This is a genomic window from Finegoldia sp. P1-F-LS (genome assembly GCF_052932205.1).
The window spans coordinates 1-22,496 of sequence record NZ_JBRFJH010000016.1 but is presented as its reverse complement, the minus strand read 5'-3'; the positions used below and the strand labels follow the sequence as shown (position 1 = coordinate 22,496).

Here is a 22,496-nt window from a genome sequence, read left to right as displayed (position 1 = left end):
TAATGATTTAAATGATAACTTAAGTTTAATGAATAATAGACCTAGAAAATGTATACAATATAAAACACCTAAAGAAGAACTTTTTGGTTTCTTACCATAAGTGTTGCATTTGATTTGACAATTCGTCCATAAAAAAAGATGAGGAATATATATCCTCATCTTTGATTTATTACATATAAGCGCCTGGACCTGGTTGAGGCATAGCTGGCTCGTCTTTTTTTATTGTTACAACTGCTGCTTCTGTTGTTAATAATAGACTTGCAACCGATGCTGCATTTTGTAATGCAGATAATGTTACTTTTGTTGGATCTACAATTCCTGCTTTTAACATATCTACATATTCGCCTTTGTATGCATCAAATCCGATACCCTTATCTTTGTTTTTTACATTTTCTACTATTACTGAGCCGTCGATTCCAGCATTAATTGCGATTTGTTTTACAGGTTCTTCTAATGCTTTTAAAATTATTTTAACGCCTGTTTTTTCATCACCCTCAACGTCATCGACAAGTTTTTCAACTTCTTCAATAATATCTAATAGAATTGTTCCACCACCAGCTACAATTCCTTCTTCAACTGCTGCTCTTGTAGCTGCAAGAGCGTCTTCTATTCTCAATTTTTTTTCTTTTAATTCTGTTTCTGTAGCTGCTCCGACTTCAATTACTGCAACTCCACCAGATAATTTTGCTAATCTTTCTTGTAGTTTTTCTCTATCGTATTCAGAATCAGTTTCAGGAATTCTGTTTTGGATTTGGTTAATTCTTTCTTCAATTTTTGATTGGTCGCCGTTACCATCAACAATTGTTGTTTTATCTTTTGATACATTAACTTTTCTTGCTCTTCCAAGCATATCAAATGATGCATCTTTTAATTCGATTCCCAAATCTTCTGTAATTAATTGTGCTCCAGTTAAAATGCAAATATCTTCAAGCATTTCTTTTCTTCTATCTCCGAATCCTGGTGCCTTTACAGCTACACAATTGAAAGTTCCTCTGATTTTATTTAAAACTAATGTTGCTAGTGCTTCACCTTCAACATCTTCAGCGATTATAAATAATGGCTTACCTTGTTGAACAACTTGTTCTAATAATGGCAATATATCTTGAATATTTGTAATTTTTCTGTCAGTAACTAAAATGAATGGATCTTCCATTGCTGCAACCATTTTGTCTGAATCAGAAACCATGTAAGGAGAAACATATCCTCTATCGAATTCCATACCTTCTACAACATTTAATGTAGTTCCCATAGATTTTGATTCCTCAACAGTAATTACACCATTGTTTCCAACTTTTTCCATAGCTTCTGCAATTAGTTTTCCAATAGTTTCATCTGCAGCTGATACGCTACCAACATTAGCAATCTCCTCTTTTGTAGTAACGCTGTGACTTCTAGCTTTGATAGCTTCTACAGACTTCTCAACAGCTTTTCTTATACCTTTTTGCAAAACTATAGGATTAGCACCAGCTGCTAAGTTTTTCAATCCTTCTCTAATAATAGCTTGGGCTAAAAGTGTTGCAGTAGTTGTACCATCACCTGCTACGTCATTTGTTTTTGTCGCAACTTCTTTTACTAATTGTGCACCCATGTTTTCGTATTCATCTTCAAGTTCAATTTCTCTTGCAATTGAAACACCATCATTTGTAATCAATGGTGCGCCGTATTCTTTATCTAAAACTACATTGCGGCCTTTTGGTCCCAATGTTACTTTAACTGTATCTGATAATTTATTAATACCTTCTACCATGCTTTTACGAGCATCATCTGAAAATTTAATTTGTTTTGCCATAAAATTTATCCTCCTATTCTACAACTGCTAGAATATCTTCATATTTTACTAGAATATAATCTGTATCTTCTAGTTTTATTTCTGTTCCAGCATATTTTGAGTATATAACTTTATCTCCAACTTTAATGTTGCCTTTCATTTTTTCATCTTCTTCTACTTCAGAACCAATAGCTAAAACTTCTGCATAAACAGGAGCTTCTTTGGCTGAAGAAGGGAGAACTATTCCAGAGAATGTTTTTTCTTCTTCTTTTTCTTGCTTTTTTAATACTAATCTATCGCCAATAGGTTTTAAATTCATAATATCCTCCTTCAGAAACTTTTGTTAGCACTCAAACTTGATGAGTGTTAATACTCTTATATAATAAACCACTCTTTTGTTTTTATCAAGCATATTTATCAGTGTTTAAGCAAAGATATCTGTATTTATTTCAGTTTTTATCCTTTTATGTCTTTTTTTATTATTTGATTTTAATGGTTATTTTCCAATTGTATTTTCTCTTCCATAGTAGAATAAATATTGTTGTGCATATCCTGCATATTCTCCAAACAAATCATCTGCATATTTTGCAATTAAATTCTTATTCGTTTCTTCCTTAATGAACAAATACTCCATAACTCTTTTGATCCATACGTCAACAGGAAATGTATTGTGTCTGTTGTATGAAAAAAGCATAATACAATCAGCAACTTTTGGTCCAACTCCAGGAAGCTTGATTAATTCTTTTCTCAATTCTTCATTTGATAATTTGTCGATCTCCAAAATATCAAATTCGTTATTTGCAACCATTTTTGACACGTCCACAATTCTTTTATCTCTAAATCCTACTCTGCACACTTCTCTCATTTCTTCTACTGGTACTTTTGCTAAATCTTCAGGCTTAGGAAAAGAATATAATTTCCTACCGTTAAAATCTCCCAAAAATTTTCCGTAATTTTCACAAATGATATTTACGGATTTCATAATTCTTGGTATTTGATTGTTTGCCGATATAATAAATGAAATTATAGTTGAAAATTTATCCTGATTTAAAATTCTAATTCCATCACCATATTCTAATGCGTTTTTTAAAGTTTCATTAAATGATAATTTTTCTTTTATCTTTGTATAATTAGTCTTTAAATCAAAATAATTTTCCCATTTTTTATAGTAATCTTCTTCTGTGCAGTTTTTAATATATACGTAATCTCCTACTAAACTTACATTGCAGTACATGTCCCCATCAATTGTTGTATATGACATATCGTCTTCTTTGTACCATCTAAAAGCCTGCCCACATTCAAAAATGTGGGTAGGGTTAAAAGATGATTGTTTGATTTTTGTAAGTTTTAATTCATCATCAAATTCTATTTTTGCTTGCATTAATACCATCCGCGTATTTTCATAGTATTGTTAATCTTTTTGATTGAATTTACATAAGCAGCTTGTCTCAATGTTATATTAAGTTTTTTAGATAAAGCCCAAATTTCATCAAATGATTTGTCAATCAATCGGTATTCCTTGTCTCTTACTTCTTCTTCTGACCAGTAATATCCAGCTTTGTTTTGTACCCATTCGAAATAAGATACTGTTACTCCACCAGAATTTGCTAAAATATCAGGAACAATAACTACATTTTTTTCGTTTAAGATTTCATCTGCATCCTTTGTTATAGGTCCATTTGCACCTTCTACAATGATTTTCGCTTTAATTGAATTAACATTTTCAGTTGTAATTGCATTTTCCAAAGCAGCAGGAATCAAAACATCAACATCAGCTGCGAAAAATTCCTCATTTGAAATTACTTCGCATCCTTCAATGCTAGCAAAATCTTTATCTTGTGTTTGAGAGATTTCATAGCATTCTTCAAAGTTGAATCCGTCTTCCTTGTGAATTGCAAATACTCCTCTTTGCTTATTGTATTCCATGATGTATTTGACTTTCATACCATGTTCAAGCACATATTTTAAAGTATAGATACCAACATTGCCTAATCCTTGTAATGCAACGGTCGTTTCTTCTAGTTTTTTATCCAAATTTAAAACAGCTTTTTTTGCACTTAAAGCAACCGAAAATCCTGTAGCTTCGGTTCTACCCAATGATCCACCAAATTCAATTGGTTTTCCAGTAAAAGTTCCAATTTGATTAGTACCAGTTAATTTGTTGTATTCATCAGCCATCCAACTCATGATTTTTCCGTTTGTATTAACATCGGGAGCTGGGATATCAAAATCTTCTCCTAAATATTTGTACATTCCATCTACAAATCCTCTGGATAATCTTTCTAATTCGCCTTCAGAAAGCTTTGATGGATCAACAATTATTCCACCTTTTCCTCCACCATAAGGTAAATTTGTTACTTGACATTTAAATGTCATCCATATAGACAAAGCTTTGACTTCATCCAAATTAACATCTTCTCTAAATCTCAATCCACCTTTAGTAGGACCCATAGCATTATTGTGTTGTGATCTATAACCTTTGAATACTTTCATTGATCCATCATCCATTTTTACTGGAATATTAATTTCAATTACTCTGTAAGGATCTTTCAATAATTCATAAACGCTATCGTCTAACTTTAAAATCTCACAAGCCTTTTTTATTTGATATCTTGCATTTTCCAATGGATTCAATGTTTCTGTCATATAATTAAAACTCCATTTCTTTATTTACAAATTCAATAATTTCTTCAACTGTCATTCTCTTTTGCTCCATAGTGTCTCTATCTCTGATAGTAACTGTATTATCTTCTAATGTATCAAAATCTATAGTTACACAGTATGGTGTTCCGGCTTCATCTTCTCTTCTGTATCTCTTACCAATTGAACCAGCATCATCAAAATGAGTCATGAAATTCTTAGCTAATTCATTATAAATTTCCATTGCTTTATCATTTAGCTTTTTAGTTAATGGAAGTACTGCAACTTTATAAGCTGCTAAAGCAGGATGAATTTTCAAAACAGTTCTTGTTGTGTTATCTTCTAACTGTTCTTCATCATATGCATCGCACAAGAAAGATAAGAACATTCTGTCTACACCAACAGATGGTTCTATGCAATATGGAATATATTTTTCGTTTGTAGTAGGATCCATATATTCCAACTTTTCTCCAGAGCCTTCACTGTGTTTAGACAAATCGTAATCTGTTCTATCAGCAATTCCCCACAATTCTCCCCATCCAAATGGGAACAGATATTCAAAATCTGTTGTAGCTTTTGAATAGAATGATAACTCTTCTTGAGAGTGGTCTCTTAATCTTAGATTTTCTTCTCTAATTCCTAAATTCAATAAAAATTCTTTACAGAAGTTTCTCCAGTAATCAAACCATTCTAAATCAGTTCCAGGTTTACAGAAGAATTCTAATTCCATTTGTTCAAATTCTCTTGTTCTAAAAATAAAGTTACCTGGAGTAATTTCGTTTCTAAATGATTTACCTATTTGGCCAATTCCAAAAGGAACCTTTTTTCTAGATGTTCTTTGAACGTTTTTAAAATTCACAAAAATACCTTGTGCAGTTTCTGGTCTCAAATATATTTCTGATTTATTATCTTCAGTAACTCCTTGGAAAGTTTTGAACATCAAGTTGAATTTTCTAATGTCTGTGAAATTGTGTTTACCACATTCAGGACATTTAATGTCTTCTTTTTCTATAATATCTAACAATTCTTGCTCAGATTTTCCATCTAATCCAATAATTTCTTCATTTTTTTCGTTCATGTAATAATCTTCAATTAATTTATCTGCTCTAAATCTAGATTTACATTCTTTACAATCAATTAATGGGTCGGAAAATCCACCAACATGACCTGAAACTACCCAAGTTTGAGGATTCATAAGTATAGCTGCATCCAAACCAACATTATAAGGACTTTGTTGTATAAATTTTTTCCACCAAGCTCTTTTAATATTATTTTTTATTTCAACTCCTAAAGAACCATAGTCCCAAGTATTTGATAATCCTCCATAGATTTCACTGCCAGGAAATATTATCCCTCTTGATTTACACAGGCTCACTATTTTTTCCATAGTTTTCTCTTCGTTTTTCATAAAAACCCTCCATTTTTTTGAATAATAAAAAATCCCCGAAGTAAAACTTCAGGGACGAAATGTAATTTCCGCGGTTCCACCCTAATTATGATAAACATCACTCTTAGAATTATTAGCTCCAGATTGCCGTTATAACTTGTTAATTTTCACCACACATTAACTCTCTGTATATGTTATATTATTTATCCTTCTTCGCTTTTCAATATTCATATAAATTATATCATAAAATTACAAAAATGTTAATTGACTGTCTGATAAATTTTCCAATTCTAAATCAATGTAATTTTTAAATAAAAACTCGTGAATTTCTTCATGATTTTTTCCGGTCAAATATATTTGTTCAAAAGATTGCGGCAATATAATTGGCATTCGAGTGTGGATTTCAGACATTGAACCTTTTGCTTCTGTCGTAAGCATACTAACATGTCTAATGCTCGTTTCTTGACTTTTATATTCTCTGAAAATGCCTGCAATAGAAAATATTTTTTGATTTTCAACGGTTAGTCTATATTTATCTTTATTTTTTTGATTCCACTCAAAAAAAGCTGTCGCAGGAATCAAACATCTTCTGTATTCAAAATCTTCCTTAAAAAACTTTGAAGTATAAATCTTTTCTATCCTCGAATTTATTATAGATTTTTTCATAAAATCAACATCAATTCCCCACCTCATGTAATCAAAATCGTCGCACAAAGTTAAAATTTGTTGACCCGGAAAGACTTCTTCTTTTGGTTTGAATTTTGTGATTTGTTTTTTATTGTATCTTTTTAATAAATCAAGTTCATTTATATTTAGTTCAAATCTAGAACACAAATATATCACCTCTTTAAAATGTTTAAAAAGCCAGATGATTTATTTTTCATCTGACTTAATAATTTGCTTTTTGTATTTGATTTGTAAGATTACTCCTGCAATTATAATCGCGATACTTACTAATTGGCTCACCCTTAATGCACCAATGTACAAGCTGTCTGTTCTGAGTCCTTCTACGAAAAATCTCAATATTCCGTACAAAATCATGTACATACTAGTAATTTGACCATTGAATTTCTTCCTATTCTTAAATACATACACCAATAGTAAAAATATTAGAAAATCTCCTAGTGATTCATATAAGAATGTAGGATGAACTTTTACACCATCTATTGTAATTGCCCAAGGAAGATTAGTTGGAGTACCATAGGCTTCTTTGTTAATAAAATTACCCCATCTACCAATTGCTTGTCCCAAAGCAATCGCAGGCATAAAAATATCCAGCAACTTCAAAAATTTAAGATTTTTCTTTTTACAAATAACGTAACAAGTAATAACTGCGGCAATTATTCCCCCATAAATCGCTAATCCACCACCGCGAATGTCTATGATTTCTCCTAAATTCTTGGAATAATAGTCCCATTCAAATATTACATAATAAGCCCTCGCTCCTACAATTGCAAGAGGAAGTGCCCAAACTAAAATGTCCAATATGGTATTTTCTGAAATATTTTCCATCTTGGCTAACTTTACAGCTACAACATAGCCCAAAATCACCCCTAAAGTAATCAATATTCCATACCACATTATATCTATTCCAAAAATCGAAAAAGCTACTCTGTCCATTTTTATTCGTTATCCCAATTATGACTTACTTGTTGAACATCATCACTATCTTCAAGATTATCTATTAGCTTTTCCATCTTATCGACATTTGATTCGTCGTTAATCTTAACGTAATTTGATGGTTCATAAACCAAATCAGATTTTACGAATTTATATCCTTTTTCTAATAAAGTATCTCTTACTTGTGCGAAATCTTCCATTGCTGTGTTAATTACAAAAATTCCATCATCAGCTTCAAAATCTTCTGCACCAGCATCTAAACTGTCCATCATTACTTCTTCTTCATCCAAAGAATCTGCATCGATTAATAACAGACCTTTTCTTTGGAACATAAATGATACAGATCCGTTTTGTCCAAGATTTCCGCCGAATTTATCGAAATAATGTCTAACATCTGAAGCGGTTCTGTTTCTATTATCTGTCAAGCATTCAACTATAACCGCAACTCCTTCTGGACCATATCCTTCGTAGACTATGTTTTCATAGTTTGCAGAATCTCCGTCGCCACTCGCTTTTTTGATTGCTCTGTCTATGTTATCGTTAGGCATATTTTCTGCACGAGCTTTTTCTATAACAGATTTTAAACTAGGGTTGTATTCTGGATCTGCTCCACCTTCTCTAACAGCAACAGTTATTGCTCTCGCCATCTTAGTGAATATTTTGCCTCTTCTAGCGTCTTCACTGCCTTTTTTATTTTTTATTTTACTCCATTTATTATGTCCTGACATAAAATCACATCCTTAATAATTTCTTCTATCGAATTCAAATGATTTCGCAAATTTTCTTTTATGTTCGCTTTGTTTAATCTTTTTATCAATCAAATCTTTGGATTTCGTGTTTGAATTATTCATCAAATAATCATCCAACTCTTCGTAGGTAAATCCAAACTCATCTTCATCTGTTTGACCTTCCCACAAACCAGCACTAGGTTTTTTGTTGATAATGACATCTGGAATGCCCAAAACTTTTGCCATTTCGAAAATATCTGTCTTGTACAAATTCAATAGTGGCATAAGATCAGCTCCACTATCTCCGTATTTTGTAAAATATCCAGTCATAAACTCCGAACGATTTGATCCAGATAACACCATATATTCGTTATTTTGTGCGTAATAGTACAAAGTTATCATTCTAAGTCTTGGCTTAATATTTGATGCAGCCATTTCCACAGAATTTTTTTCAAAAGTTCCAATCAAAGCATCGTAACTTTCATTAAGATCAACTTTTGTAAATCTCAAACCAATTGCTTTTGCTAATATTCTTGCATCTTCTTCGTCTTTTGGATTGCTTTTTATTGGCATAATCAAACCTAATGCGTTATCTCCAAAAGCTTTTTTGCACAAACAAGCTAACACAGCACTATCTATTCCACCACTAATTCCAAAAACAGCTCCTTTTAGATTAGCAGATTCAACTTCTTCTTTTATCCATTTTGTTAAATCTTCACATAATTTTGCGTAATTCATTTTAATCCACCCTCAAATTTTATCACAATTTAAATCATTTTAAAATATTAACTTATCATTTAAAGATGATTGATAAGTAAATTCAATCATTGTAAACTTTATATTATCGCTTGTCAAATCAATTAATTTGCCTTTTACTTCTTCATACTTATCTTCATCTAATAAAATACCGAATACAACTTTGTCCGAGTATTGTTTATCAGCAACGTAAATATCATTATTCATCAAAAAATTTTCAATACTTCCAACATTTGTGTAATCAAATTCTATCTGAAATTTTCTAAATATTTTCTTGTCTACAATAACCGACTCATTCAAACACTCACTAGATGCTTTTGTGTATGCTCTTATAAGTCCACCAGCTCCAAGTTTAATGCCACCATAGTATCTTGTAACAACAACACAAACATTAGTTAAATCTTCTTTTTTTATGACTTCAAGAATTGGAATTCCTGCTGTTTGTGAAGGCTCTCCGTCATCGTCAAATCTTTGAGTTAATTTATCTTTTCCAATAACATAAGCTGAACAATTGTGAGTTGCATCACTGTATTTTGATTTTATGCTATCCACAAATTCCAGTGCTTCTTCTTCTGTTTCAACAAACTTACAATTTCCAATAAATTCAGATTTATTGATAATAAAAGAAAAAGGTACGCTTTTGTGAACGCTTCTATATTTTTTCATATTATAAATTCCTTATATTTTTCTATTTCTGATTCAGAGATTTCAACCTCAAGACTTACATCATCATTATTATAAGACACATCTCCACATTTGAAATTTTGTAAAACAGCATTCAAAACGTCCTGATGATTGTAGTCAAATTTCATATTAACACATTTATAATTGCCATATAACTCTTCTTGAATTTTATACAATAACTTTTCTATATCTTTATCATTAAAAGCTGATATCTTTATTTTATTATCTAAATTATATGGAAAAATCACATTAGGATTCTTGTCGGATTTATTGAATACAGTAACCATAGGTTTGTCTAATACTTTTAGTTCTTTTAATATGTCCATAGTTGTAGTTATTTGATTGTCCAGATCAGAACTAGAAGAATCTAATACAAATAATATTAAATCAGAATGTTTCAAATCCAGTAGCGTTGACTTAAATGCTTCAATTAAATCTGTAGGAATATCTTTAATGAAACCTACTGTATCAATTACGAGGCATTGCTTTTTATTCGGTAATGTACATTTTCTTAAAGTGGTATCCAAAGTTTTAAAAAGCAAATCTTCTGTTTCAAATTCTTCGGTATATTTATCTTTGTAGAAATTCACCAATTTATTAGATAATGTAGATTTACCAGCATTTGTGTATCCAACCATACTCACCATTTTTATATCGGATTTAAGTCTTTGTTTTCTCATATTTTCTTGACTTTTGTCGATACTTTTTAATTCGCGTTTTATGTTGTCAATTTTCTTTTGAATAGTTCTTCTGTCTACCTCGAGTTTTGTTTCCCCTGGACCTCTAGTTCCAATTCCACCACCAGTTCTAGATAAATGGTCTCTGAAGCCAATCAATCTTGGAAGCCTGTATTTGTATTCTGCCAGTTCAACTTGAAGCACACTTTGTTTTGTTTTCGCTCTGCTTGCAAATATATCCAAAATCAAATTTGTTTTATCAACTATTTTAAGTCCAGTAATATCTTCCAAATTTTTAATATTTGAGCCAGATAATTCTACATTAAATATTAAAGTAGTTACATCTAATTTTTCTGCAGCATCTTTTATCTCCAGACATTTTCCTTTACCAATAAAATATTTCGAATCGATGGAATTTTTTCGAACTTCTGAGATAGCGCAGACTTCACCGCCAGATGATTCAATCAAACTTTCCATTTCTCCTATATCTTCATCGTTTATTTTTTTATTTTTGAATTCAAAATAAACTAAAATTGTTTTTTCTTTCATTGTTGCTCCTTTATCTATATTATATAATAATCTTCACTTAAGTAAAATGTGCATTGTAAATCTTGGAATATATGTTGAATCAACACTTTGTGGTATAATAGTTTATATACATTTTATGGAGGAATTTATGAATAAAGATAAAAATATAATATTGAAATCCATAAAAATTTTAATATTATGTTTGATTTGTATATTTGCATTTGTTGGTGGACTAATCGGAGTGGCCGGAGTACGCGCCATGCAGTTAGCTCCTAAAGTTAATCCCGAAGAAATAAATAATATGATGAATCAAACATCAGAAATTTTGGATCAGGATGGAAATTTAATCGAAAAAATCAAGACCACTGAATATAGAGAGGTTGTTAAATTAGATAAAATACCAAAATATATGATGGATGCTTTCACCTCTGTAGAAGATGAAAGATTTTACAAACACAATGGTGTAGATCCTATTGGTATTACATCGGCTATTTTTGATAATTTAAGATCAGGTTCTATGAAACGTGGAGCGAGTACTTTAGCACAACAATTGGCTCGTAATTTGTACTTAACTAATGAAAAATCATTTGATAGAAAATTCAAAGAAGCTTACTTGGCAATGGAATTGACAAACTATTTAGGCAGAGAAAAACTTTTGGAAACGTATATGAATACTGTTTTCTTGGGCCAAAATGCTTATGGAGTTCAAGCAGCTTCTGAAATTTATTTCAAGAAAAACATAAATGAACTAACTTTATCAGAATGTGCTACTCTAGCAGGAATCGTAAAGAGTCCTACTAATTTAGCGCTATACAAGGCTATTGAACCAGGTCAAGTAAAAGACCAATCAAAAATTGTCGGTGAAGTTACATTAAGCGGTGAGACTTACAAAGCTGTTTACAACCAACAAACTATCGACAGAAGAGATTACGTTCTTAAAAAAATGTTAGAAAATAAGAAAATAACTAAGGAAGAATACGAAACAGCTCTTCAAGAAAATATAGTAGCGAATATTAAACCAGGTATAAAAAACGTCGATAACTTGTCCAATTACTATTCAGATATTATCTACGAACAAGTTATTGCAAAACTCATAGAAAAAGGATACTCGCAACAAGAAGCTAAAAGCAAACTTATAAATGGTGGTTTAAAGATATATTCATGTGTTGACATGAATATGCAAAGTAATTTGGAAAAATTGTATGACAAAAAAGTCGATGATATTATATCCGATGGCTCATCAGCAAATTTGTTAAAATGGTCAAGTGATGACGGAAGAAATATTACGAATGCATTAGATGAAGTAATTTATTTTAGAAAGGAAAATATAATTAACGACAATGATGAATTCTTTATTTCTCCAAAACAATACACTAAAAACCCAGATGGGTCTATAACATTTAATTATTCAAAATCAATAAAAGTAAAACAATATGGAAATTACTTAGATTTGAAAGATTATTATTCAGTAAATGACAGCAATAATTTAGTAACACATAAAATATCTTCGATTAATATTGGTAAGAAAAATCTTAACACAGATGGTGAAGGTAATATAACAATTTCAAGTCAATATATCAAAGATAATCCAAATTTAATAAAATATGACAACAACGATAATTTGATTTTTAATAAAGATTTCTACACTATAAATGAAGATGGAATCAAACAACCACAATCATCAAGTGTTGTCATTGATAAATCAACTGGCCAAATCAAAGCATTAGTTGGCGGAAGATATTCAGATAATAAAGATACTACTAACAGAGCTTCGGATATTCCTAGGCAAGTTGGTTCTAGTATGAAACCTTTGGGAGTGTACACTCCTGCATTGGACAATGGATACTCTCCTGCATCAGGCCTAGATGATTTGCCACATTATAATGAGAAACACGAATTATGGCCTAAAAACTGGTACGAAGGTTACGAAGGTTTAGTTTCATTCCGATATGCAGTTGAAAACTCGATCAATGTTACCGCCGTAAAAGTTTTGGAAGATATCGGAATTGAAAAATCGAAAACTTATCTAGAAAAATTCGGATTAATTAACGCAAAAAATCCTAAAGCAGATAACTATATAAGTGCAGCTGAAAATACTTCAGAAAACGATGAAAACACATCAGCAATGGCACTTGGCTCATTAACTAAAGGATTTACACCTGTTGAAATGGCGGGAGCATATAATGCAATTAATAACAGTGGACAATACAGAGAGCCTATTTCATTTACAAAAGTTACTGATAGTTTAGGAAAAGTTATAATAGATAATCCTCAAAAACAAAATGAAGTTGTAAGTCCTCAAATCGCATATATAATGAGAGATATTCTTAGAACTTCTACAGATTACAACTACTCAAAATATGCAAGGTTAGACGGATTCGATATCGGTGGAAAAACTGGTACGACAACCGACTATCAAGACGTATGGTTCGTTGGAATGAGCCCTTACTACACAATTAGTACTTGGTTGGGATTTGATAATCAACAATTGAAGATGACTCAAATCAGCCAGAAAAAAGTTGTACAAATTTGGAGTGCAGTCAACAAATATACTTTGGAAGATAAAATTCCGATTAAGTTTGATGAACCAGATGGAATTGTACGAGTTAAAGTTGATACTTTGGCAAATAAATTACCAAGCAAATATAGTTGGAGAGATCCTCGTGGAATTGTAAAAGAAGAAATTTACAAAGCAGGCACAGAACCTACTGAAGTTTCTGATTTGTATGAATCTAAACGAATTGATGTGGTCGATGGAAAGTTGGCAACTGACAATACTCCTCCTTGGGAATTAGGATGGGGAGTTTTCATAAAAAGAGATCCTCCATACAAACCATCAGAACACAACAACATTATTCCTAAAGACTGGAAATACAGCATGCCTGGTTATTCGGATAGGACAATCTTCAATATTTTTAAACCTGAAGATAAAGAAGACGAAGACAAGGAAGACAAGGATAAAGACGGCAAAGACAAAGACGAAAAAGACAACAAAGACAACGATAAGGACAACAAAAGAAACAATAGAGAACGAGATCGTAAACGTGATCGTGATTCGTCAAATGATAAAAAAAATTAAAAAAAGGTTAATTTTGGATTTTTCCAAAATTAACCTTTTTTTATTTGCTCATTTTTTTCTTTCTAGTAACTTTAAAATTAATCTCATATATAAATCTATCTTCGTCAATTGATATTTTACTTGTCCCTCCGAGCAATTCTATCAAATTCTTCGCAATATACAATCCAAGTCCACTACCTTCAGAATGGCGTGACCTTTCCCCTCTTACGAATTGTCCCATCAATTCTTCTGCACTTACTTCAATTTTATTTTTACAAACATTAGAAAATTTAAGGATAATATTATCATTTACTACATCGCATTCACCGTAAACATTCGTGTTATGTTTTGAATATTTTACTATGTTACTAAAAATATTTTCAATTACACGAGACAGCTTGGCACCATCTGTCATCATCAAAACTGTTTTTCTTTTATCATTATAATCGAATTCAAGACCTATCTTATTAAAATCAGAGTCAAATTGACCATAAACTTGTAATACTAATTCATTAAGTTCCACAACTTCCATCTCAAGATCAATATTTCCTGTTCCTGTTTTGGAAGCGTATATCAAATCAATTACCATAGTTTTTAGTCTTTTAGCATTATATTCTAAAATTTCAATATATCTTTTCTTTTCTGATTCGTCAGTTTCGTGGTTTAGCAAATCCACATAATTAATAATAGACGTTAATGGTGTTTTGATATCGTGTGATATATTAGTTATAAGTTCAGTTTTCATTTTTTCTGAATTGATTTTATCTTGCATCGTATTGATAACTGAATCATGCAAATGGTTAATCAAATATACTGAATCCTTGTATATTTCATCGTCAATAAACACATCAATATCTTTTCCAGAATACATAGCTTCTACTTTTTTATTGAGTAATATTTTCCCCAGATTATTAATCAAAATAGAAATGTAAATTTTGGCTAAAATTGCTCCAATGAATATAATCCCAAATAAATTTCTATTTGAAACCATAATTGTTGTCATTGTGTACATTAGAAATAGCAACGTTAATAATGATTCAACGTAAATATTGTAGTATTTTCCCTTGAAATTACTCAAAAATTGATATATCAAAAAAGCATTCTTTTTTTTCTTATAAATAGTTCTTACAACTTTAATCAAAGAATAAAATAACCCTACAAACGCATAAATCAGCGTTATGAGAACTGAAAAATTATCTACATTAATTATATTTTCAATGAAAAATGCTACAGTGAATATAAGGATAAAACCAAAACTAAAATATAGTAGTAAATCTACCAATTGTTTTTCTACGTAACCATCGATAGATCTAAAACTTTTTTTAATCCACTTTATCATTAAATGTCCTCTATTTTATATCCCATTCCATACACAGATTTAATCAAATCTGGTCTTCTAGGATTGATTTCAACTTTTTCTCTCAGTCTAGAAATGTGGACTGAAACTATTTTTTTTACATCATAAGGTGGAGCTTCCCATACATTTTCATATATTTCTTCTGATGTGAATACTATTCCTTTGTTTTTCAATAATAGCAAAATAATTCCGTATTCATAAGGAGTTAGCTTTATTTCTTCTCCATCAATCAATACTTCTTTTTTGTCATCATTTATTGTCAATCTTCCAGCTGAAAATATATTTCCATTTAATGATTTATCTTTGCTAAGTTCTAACCTTCTCAAACAAGATTTGATTCTAGCCAATAATTCCACAGCATCAAAAGGTTTTATAATATAATCATCAGCACCCAAATTCAATCCCATAACCTTATCATTCAGTTCGCTTTTTGCAGACAAAATTATGATTGGCGCGTTCGAAACTTCTCGAATTTTTTGTGTTAGTTCTAATCCGTCCATTCCTTCCATCATTATGTCTACCAAAAATAAATCGATTTTATTCTTTTCCATTAATTCTAATGCATCAAAACCATTATAAGCTTTCAGTACATTGTAATTATCAGTTTTTAAATATATTTCTATGGCTTTTACTATGTCTTTTTCGTCATCGACAACCATAATATTGTACATAAAAATCACCTTCTTAACTTTTATTATACACTAAAAATCAGAAGGTGATTATTACAAAAATTTAACGATTCAATTTTGGAGCCAAATATTGGCCTGTATAAGAATTTTTCTTGTTAATTAATTTTTCTGGAGTTCCTTGGAACATTACCTCTCCTCCACCATTTCCTCCTTCGGGCCCCAAATCAATAATATAATCCGCAACCTTAATAACATCTAAATTGTGTTCAATAACAATAACAGTGTTTCCTTGATCAACAAGTCTTTGTAATACTTCGATTAATTTATCTATATCGGCAGAGTGAAGGCCAGTAGTTGGTTCGTCCAAAATATACACAGTTTTTCCTGTGCTTTTTTTAGATAATTCACTGGCAAGCTTTACTCTTTGTGCTTCCCCGCCAGATAATTCTGTTGAAGATTGTCCCAATTTGATATATCCCAAACCTACATCTTGTAAAGTTTGTAATTTGTTTTTAATCGGTGGGAAGTTTCTGAAAAATTCTAACGCTTCATCAATTGTCATATCCAATACATCAGCAATATTTTTGCCTTTGTATTTTACTTGTAAAGTTTCTCTATTGTATCTTTTTCCCTTACAAACATCACAAGGAACATAAACATCTGGTAAAAAGTGCATTTCCACTTTTATAGTTCCATCACCTTTACAAGCTTCACATCTTCCACCCTTCACATTGAATGAGAATCTTCCTTTTTGATATCCTCTCATATTCGCTTCAGGTGTTGATGCAAACAAATCTCTTATCAAGTCAAATACTTTCGTATAAGTTGCTGGATTACTTCGTGGAGTTCTACCAATTGGAGATTGATCTATTTGTACTACCTTATCCAAATTCTCAATCCCAGTCGCTGATTTAAACTTACCATTTTTCATCTTTGCATTATTCAAATCTCTAGCTAATTTTTTATAGACAATTTCATTGACCAAAGATGATTTTCCAGATCCTGAAACTCCGGTAACACAGTTAAAACATGAAAGTGCAAATTTTGCATTTATGTTTTTAAGGTTATTTTCTTTGCAACCTTTAAATTCTAAATATCCGTTTGGCTTTCGTCTTTGTTCAGGAACAGGAATTGCCAATTCGCCCGACAAATACTTCCCTGTAATGGATCTTTTTTCTTTTATTATGTCATCTATAGTTCCACAAGCTACGACTTCTCCTCCGTGAACCCCTGCTCCAGGTCCAATGTCTACTAAATAATCGCATTCTTTCATTGTGTCTTCGTCATGTTCAACCACAACTAAAGTATTTCCGATATCAGTCAAATTTCTAAGTGCTTTAATCAATTTATCATTGTCTCTTTGGTGAAGTCCGATTGATGGCTCATCTAATACATACACAACTCCGACCAATGCAGATCCAATTTGCGTTGCCAATCTAATTCTCTGCGATTCTCCACCTGATAAAGTAGAAGCAGATCTATCCAAAGTAAGATAATCCAATCCTACATCATTCAAAAATTGAAGTCTGCTGATAATTTCCTTCAATATTTCATCACCGATAAATTTCTTGGATTCTTCTAATTCTAAGTCCTTGAACCATTGAAGAGAATCTTTCACTGGCATTTGGCAAATTTCATAAATATTTTTTTCATTTATACGAACTGACAAATACTCATCTTTCAATCTAGCCCCATGACAATAATCGCATTCAACATCTGTCATGTACTCACCTATTTTTTGATGCATAGAATCTGTTGTACTTCTGTTATATCTTTCTTCTAAATTTTTCAAAACTCCTTCAAATTTTCCGTTGAATTTTTTTCTTCCAGAAAAATGACTATCAAAAATAAATGAAAGATTTTTCTTTGATCCATGTAAAATCTCATTAATCATTTTCTTAGGTGCTTCTTTAATTGGTTTATCCAATGGAAAATCATAAGAATCAGCAATTGCTTTTATAATTTCATAATAATATCCACCTGGTTTTGAAGATTGATAAGGATCAATTGCCCCTTGTGAAATCGACAACTCTATATTAGGAATAACCAAGTCTTCATCAACTTTTTTATGAAAACCAAGTCCGTTACAATGTGGACACATTCCGAAAGGGTTGTTAAAAGAGAAATCTCTTGGTTCTAATTCTTCATAAGAAATGTGACCATCTGGACAACTCATCGATGTGCTGTAAGAAATTACTTCTTTTCCTATAACATCAACTTTTACATTGTTTTCAGATAATCTAAGAGCAGTTTCTATAGAATCTGTAAGTCTCGAATCAATTCCGTCTTTAATTATAATTCTGTCGACAATTACATCAATATCATGTTTCTTGTTTTTATCTAGTTCGATATCTTCTGCTAATTCAATTTGCTCACCATCTACAATTGCTCTAATAAATCCATCTTTTCTCAAATTTTGTAGAAGTTTCTTGAATTCTCCCTTTTTGCCTTTTACAACAGGACTTAAAATCTGAATTCTGGAACGTTCTTCTAATTCTTTCACACTATCTACAATTTGATCTACTGTCTGGCTGACAATCTCTTTTCCACAAACTGGACAGTAAGCAGTTCCTACTCTTGCAAAAAGTAGTCTAAAATAATCGTATATTTCCGTAACAGTTCCTACTGTTGAACGTGGGTTGTTGTTAGTCGTTTTTTGATCTATCGAAATTGAAGGTGACAATCCTTCAATGTATTCTACATCCGGCTTGTCCATTTGCCCTAAAAATTGGCGTGCGTAAGAACTCAAAGATTCCACATATCTTCGCTGTCCTTCTGCATATATTGTATCAAATGCTAAAGATGATTTACCTGATCCACTTAAACCTGTGAAGACTACCATTTTATTTCTAGGAATGGTTAGGTCCACGTTTTTAAGGTTATTCTCCTTTGCACCTTTTATAATAATTTTATCTTTACTCATTTTGCTCCTTTAGTAAGTGTTTTTCAAATTCCTTATTTGGTCTCTAAGTGTAGCAGCTCTTTCGAAATCCAATTCTTCCGCAGCTTTTAACATTTCTGTGTTCAAATTTTCGATAATAACTTCGATTTCGTCCTTTGAAAATTCTGTAACTTTATTAACATCGTAATTTTCATTTTCTTCTGCCACAAAAGTATTTTGAATTCTTTTTCTAACAGATTTATTTATAGTAGTTGGAGTAATATTGTGCTCTTTGTTGTATTCTTCTTGTATTTCTCTACGTCTATTAGTTTCTGTTATAGCCACATCCATTGATCTTGTAATAGTATCACCGTACATTATAACGTGACCATTTGAATTTCTAGCAGCTCTACCTATTGTTTGTATAAGAGAAGTTTCTGAACGCAAGAACCCTTCTTTATCGGCATCCAAAATTGCAATCAATGAAACCTCTGGTAAATCCAATCCTTCTCTTAAAAGGTTGATTCCCACAAGTACATCGTATTTTCCTTCTCGCAAATCTCTTATGATTTCCATTCTTTCAATCGTATCAATATCTGAATGCAAATAAGTTACTTTAATATCCAAATCTTCAAGATATCTTGTCAAATCTTCGCTCATTTTTTTAGTAAGAGTAGTAATCAAAACGCGTTCGCCTTTTTCAATTGTCTTATTGATTTCACTAACCAAATCATCAATTTGTCCTTTTGTTGGACGAACTTCAATTTTTGGATCTAATAATCCCGTAGGTCTTATAACTTGCTCAACAACTTCATTAGTTTTTGCTTTTTCATACTTTCCTGGAGTTGCTGAAACATAAATTACTTGATTCATCATCGATTCAAATTCACTAAATTTTAAAGGACGATTGTCAAGTGCAGAAGGCAATCTGAAACCATAATCCACTAGGCTCGTTTTTCTTGACCTATCTCCCTCGTACATTCCTCCAATTTGTGGAACAGTAACATGCGATTCATCAATCATAGTTACAAAATCTTTTGGAAAATAGTCGATAAGAGTATATGGTCTGCTTCCAGGTTTTCTCTGAGACATATGTCTTGAATAGTTTTCTATTCCAGTACAAAAACCCATTTCTTTTAGCATTTCTATATCGTATCTTGTTCTTTGCTCTAATCTTTGAGCCTCTAACAACTTATTGTGATCTTTAAAGTACTTTAATCTATCTTCTAATTCTTCTTCTATAGTTACAATAGCCTTTTCAACTTTTTTCTGAGTTGTTGCATAGTGACTCGCTGGATAAATTGCAACGTGATTTCTTTCTCCGACAATTTCTCCAGTTAATGCATCAATTTCAGTAATTCTATCTATTTCATCACCGAAAAATTCTATTCTAACACTTTTTTCACCACTTGATGCCGGGAAAATATCCAAGCTATCTCCCCTTACTCTAAAAGTTCCTCTAGTAAAGTTAATATCATTTCTAACGTATTGAATATCGATTAACTTTTTCATAACTTCAGTTCTATCTTTTTCCATTCCAGGACGCAAAGATATAACCAAATTTTCGTAATCAATTGGATCTCCCAAACCGTAAATACAAGAAACAGAAGATACGATGATAACATCTCTTCTCTCAAACAAACTCATGGTTGCACTGTGGCGAAGTTTATCTAATTCTTCATTAATACTTGAATCTTTCTCGATATAAGTATCCGATTGAACAACGTATGCTTCTGGTTGGTAGTAGTCATAATACGAAACGAAAAATTCAACCGCATTTTCTGGGAAAAATTCCCTAAACTCACTAGCTAACTGATATGCTAAAGTTTTATTGTGAGCTATAACCAAAGTTGGTCTTTGAACTTTTTGAATAATATTTGCCATCGTAAAAGTTTTACCAGAACCAGTAACACCTTTTAAAATTTGATGATTTTTTCCATTTTTCAAACCATTTGCAAGTTTATCAATCGCTTGCGGTTGATCACCTGTAGGCTTGAATTTTGAATGTAATTTAAATTCCATAACTCACCCCTTGAACATATGTTTTACTTTAACATTATATATCATTCGCATTTTTAATTCAATAAATAATAATTTGTGTTCATTCTCGAAAAATGTAATAAAATTTCTTAAACAAAAACTAGGCTCACAGAGCCTAGCCAAAATTTTTATTAAAGATCTTCTTCATTTATTACTTTTTCATTAAAACCATCTTTATACTCATCATTCTTTACAATATGTCTGTTGAATATTTTATCGATAGCTACAGAGATTGCAGTATCCCCAGAAATATTCGCAGCAGTTCCAAATGAATCTTGTGTCAAATAAAGTGTCATCAACAATGATGCAAGTTCACCTTCAGATGGAATTCCAACTACTGGCAAGAATGGCAATGCACTCATAATTGCTCCACCTGGAGCTCCTGGAGCAGCAACCATAGCTATTCCAAGAATTGCCATATATCTTAACATTAGTAAGTAAGAATGATTCATTCCATACATTGTTAATATTGTAAAAGTACAAGCAGTAATTGTAATCATTGAACCTGGCATATGAACAGTAGCTCCCAATGGAATTACAAAATCTCTAATACTTTTGCTTACTGAATTTTGTTTAGCACATTCCAAGTTAACTGGAATTGTGGCAACAGATGATTGAGTTCCTATTGCTGTCAAATATCCTTTGACTTGATTTTTGATAAGTTTTACAGGATTTTTCTTCGTGTAAGTCCCACTTATTATAAATAATACTGCTACATATATTAAGTGAAGTGCTATTACACACAAGAATATCTTCCAGAAAATCGAAAGAACTGCAAATACAGATCCAGTAAATGCCATTTTTGAAAAATTACCAAATATAAAGAAAGGTAATAATGGTACAATTGCAGTTGACAATACTTTTGTGATTATTTCATTAAATTCTCCTACTAAATTGTAGCAATATTCTCCTTTGCCATGTTTTCTTAACCATGAAATTGCAATTCCCATCATAAATGCAAAAATAATTGATGAAGTTACATCAAAAAATGGTTTGATTGGAATTTCAAAAAATGGATCCATGCCTATCTTAGTTGACGCTTGAATCTTAGAAACTTGGTCCGGACTAATAAATGCTGGGAATATATTTGAACTCATAACATATGATAATGATCCCCCAATAATAGTAGATGCATAAGCAATTACAACAGTTACTAATAATAATTTTCCAGCTCCTTCTCCAAGATCAGCAATTCCTTTTGTTACAAAAGCGATAATCATAAGTGGAATAACGAAGTTTAAAAATGCGCCGAACATTGATGAGAATGTTACAGCAGTCTTCACGAACCATTGAGGCATATACAAACCAGCTAAAGTACCTAATCCTATAGCGATTAATAATTTGGGTATTAATCCTAGTTTTTTCTTTTCAGTTTTACTCATTTTCTTTAAATCACTCCTTATTTTATGTTGTTTTATATGTAAAATACATATTGCATTTTTTAACCCAAATTATTTTACAATACAATTTAAAAAAGAGCAAGTAATTCAATATTATTTTAATAGATTTGTTTAAATTTTGTTATATTCTTGGCGTTATTTTATTTTAATAACGTATATAATATTATTAATATCATAATATTTTATCAAGCTTGCGTAATTCCCAACTATTTTTAGTATAGATAATTTATCATAACAAGTGCAACATAAAATAACTCATAGCTAATCAGCTGTGTTAATATGTAAGTGACCAAACAAAACATATTAAAAGGAGCGATTAACTATGAGCTATAACCATATTACC

The 22,496-nt window shown here is 31.2% G+C and carries 17 protein-coding genes; 1 reads left to right on the top strand and 16 read right to left on the bottom strand.

Going from position 1 to position 22,496, the window contains the following annotated elements:
* Window positions 1-169: 169 nt before the first annotated feature.
* The 11 genes from groL to hflX all read right to left on the bottom strand — a co-directional run bounded on the left by groL (window position 170) and on the right by hflX (window position 10,809).
* The gene (gene groL / locus ACU68Y_RS08850) at window positions 170-1,789 is read right to left on the bottom strand and encodes a chaperonin GroEL (RefSeq protein WP_446755895.1); all 1,620 of its coding nucleotides are present in this window, start codon (window positions 1,787-1,789) and stop codon (window positions 170-172) included.
* Between the two features lie 13 nt (window positions 1,790-1,802).
* Complete coding sequence (locus ACU68Y_RS08845) at window positions 1,803-2,087, bottom strand: co-chaperone GroES (protein WP_002839153.1); 285 nt, start codon at window positions 2,085-2,087, stop codon at window positions 1,803-1,805.
* A gap of 177 nt (window positions 2,088-2,264) precedes the next feature.
* Window positions 2,265-3,149, bottom strand: a complete 885-nt coding sequence (locus tag ACU68Y_RS08840) for a DNA-3-methyladenine glycosylase family protein (RefSeq protein ID WP_316532020.1) — start codon at window positions 3,147-3,149, stop codon at window positions 2,265-2,267.
* Window positions 3,149-4,414: a Glu/Leu/Phe/Val family dehydrogenase gene (locus tag ACU68Y_RS08835; protein WP_316532019.1), complete on the bottom strand. Its 1,266-nt coding sequence runs from the start codon at window positions 4,412-4,414 to the stop codon at window positions 3,149-3,151. Before ACU68Y_RS08835 ends, ACU68Y_RS08840 begins: the two co-directional genes overlap by 1 nt.
* 4 nt (window positions 4,415-4,418) lie before the next feature.
* The gene (locus ACU68Y_RS08830; RefSeq protein WP_316057869.1) at window positions 4,419-5,816 is read right to left on the bottom strand and encodes a glycine--tRNA ligase; all 1,398 of its coding nucleotides are present in this window, start codon (window positions 5,814-5,816) and stop codon (window positions 4,419-4,421) included.
* A 228-nt stretch (window positions 5,817-6,044) separates the two neighbouring features.
* Window positions 6,045-6,638 carry an SOS response-associated peptidase gene (locus ACU68Y_RS08825; protein ID WP_230958036.1) on the bottom strand — a complete coding sequence of 198 codons (594 nt, stop codon included), beginning with the start codon at window positions 6,636-6,638 and terminating at the stop codon, window positions 6,045-6,047.
* Between the two features lie 30 nt (window positions 6,639-6,668).
* On the bottom strand, window positions 6,669-7,415 hold the full coding sequence (lgt, locus tag ACU68Y_RS08820) for a prolipoprotein diacylglyceryl transferase (RefSeq protein WP_094225698.1): 747 nt from the start codon (window positions 7,413-7,415) through the stop codon (window positions 6,669-6,671).
* Between the two features lie 2 nt (window positions 7,416-7,417).
* Window positions 7,418-8,143, bottom strand: coding sequence for a YebC/PmpR family DNA-binding transcriptional regulator (locus ACU68Y_RS08815; RefSeq protein ID WP_002837880.1), 726 nt, complete (start codon window positions 8,141-8,143; stop codon window positions 7,418-7,420).
* Window positions 8,144-8,155: 12 nt separating this feature from the next.
* A complete protein-coding gene (gene nadE, locus ACU68Y_RS08810) occupies window positions 8,156-8,881 on the bottom strand; it encodes an NAD(+) synthase (RefSeq protein ID WP_304140935.1) in 726 nt (241 codons plus the stop codon).
* Window positions 8,882-8,920: 39 nt separating this feature from the next.
* The gene (locus ACU68Y_RS08805) at window positions 8,921-9,565 is read right to left on the bottom strand and encodes a YigZ family protein (protein WP_446755896.1); all 645 of its coding nucleotides are present in this window, start codon (window positions 9,563-9,565) and stop codon (window positions 8,921-8,923) included.
* Window positions 9,562-10,809, bottom strand: coding sequence for a GTPase HflX (hflX, locus tag ACU68Y_RS08800; protein ID WP_304140931.1), 1,248 nt, complete (start codon window positions 10,807-10,809; stop codon window positions 9,562-9,564). The genes ACU68Y_RS08805 and hflX overlap by 4 nt, the downstream gene beginning before the upstream one ends.
* Before the next feature lie 127 nt (window positions 10,810-10,936).
* Between hflX and ACU68Y_RS08795 the strand changes: the two genes are divergently transcribed.
* On the top strand, window positions 10,937-13,867 hold the full coding sequence (locus tag ACU68Y_RS08795; RefSeq protein WP_446755897.1) for a transglycosylase domain-containing protein: 2,931 nt from the start codon (window positions 10,937-10,939) through the stop codon (window positions 13,865-13,867).
* 40 nt (window positions 13,868-13,907) lie between these two features.
* On the opposite strand, the gene ACU68Y_RS08790 is transcribed toward ACU68Y_RS08795, so the two are convergent.
* From ACU68Y_RS08790 to ACU68Y_RS08770, 5 genes are all read right to left on the bottom strand, one after another.
* The gene (locus ACU68Y_RS08790) at window positions 13,908-15,185 is read right to left on the bottom strand and encodes a histidine kinase dimerization/phospho-acceptor domain-containing protein (RefSeq protein ID WP_446755898.1); all 1,278 of its coding nucleotides are present in this window, start codon (window positions 15,183-15,185) and stop codon (window positions 13,908-13,910) included.
* Window positions 15,185-15,874 (bottom strand): response regulator transcription factor, encoded by a 690-nt coding sequence (locus ACU68Y_RS08785; RefSeq protein ID WP_446755899.1) that lies wholly within the window; start codon window positions 15,872-15,874, stop codon window positions 15,185-15,187. The genes ACU68Y_RS08790 and ACU68Y_RS08785 overlap by 1 nt, the downstream gene beginning before the upstream one ends.
* Before the next feature lie 61 nt (window positions 15,875-15,935).
* Window positions 15,936-18,755, bottom strand: a complete 2,820-nt coding sequence (gene uvrA, locus ACU68Y_RS08780) for an excinuclease ABC subunit UvrA (RefSeq protein ID WP_446755900.1) — start codon at window positions 18,753-18,755, stop codon at window positions 15,936-15,938.
* A 9-nt stretch (window positions 18,756-18,764) separates the two neighbouring features.
* Window positions 18,765-20,735 carry an excinuclease ABC subunit UvrB gene (gene uvrB, locus ACU68Y_RS08775; protein WP_446755901.1) on the bottom strand — a complete coding sequence of 657 codons (1,971 nt, stop codon included), beginning with the start codon at window positions 20,733-20,735 and terminating at the stop codon, window positions 18,765-18,767.
* Between the two features lie 149 nt (window positions 20,736-20,884).
* Window positions 20,885-22,135: a dicarboxylate/amino acid:cation symporter gene (locus tag ACU68Y_RS08770; RefSeq protein ID WP_446755902.1), complete on the bottom strand. Its 1,251-nt coding sequence runs from the start codon at window positions 22,133-22,135 to the stop codon at window positions 20,885-20,887.
* Window positions 22,136-22,496 lie beyond the last annotated feature (361 nt).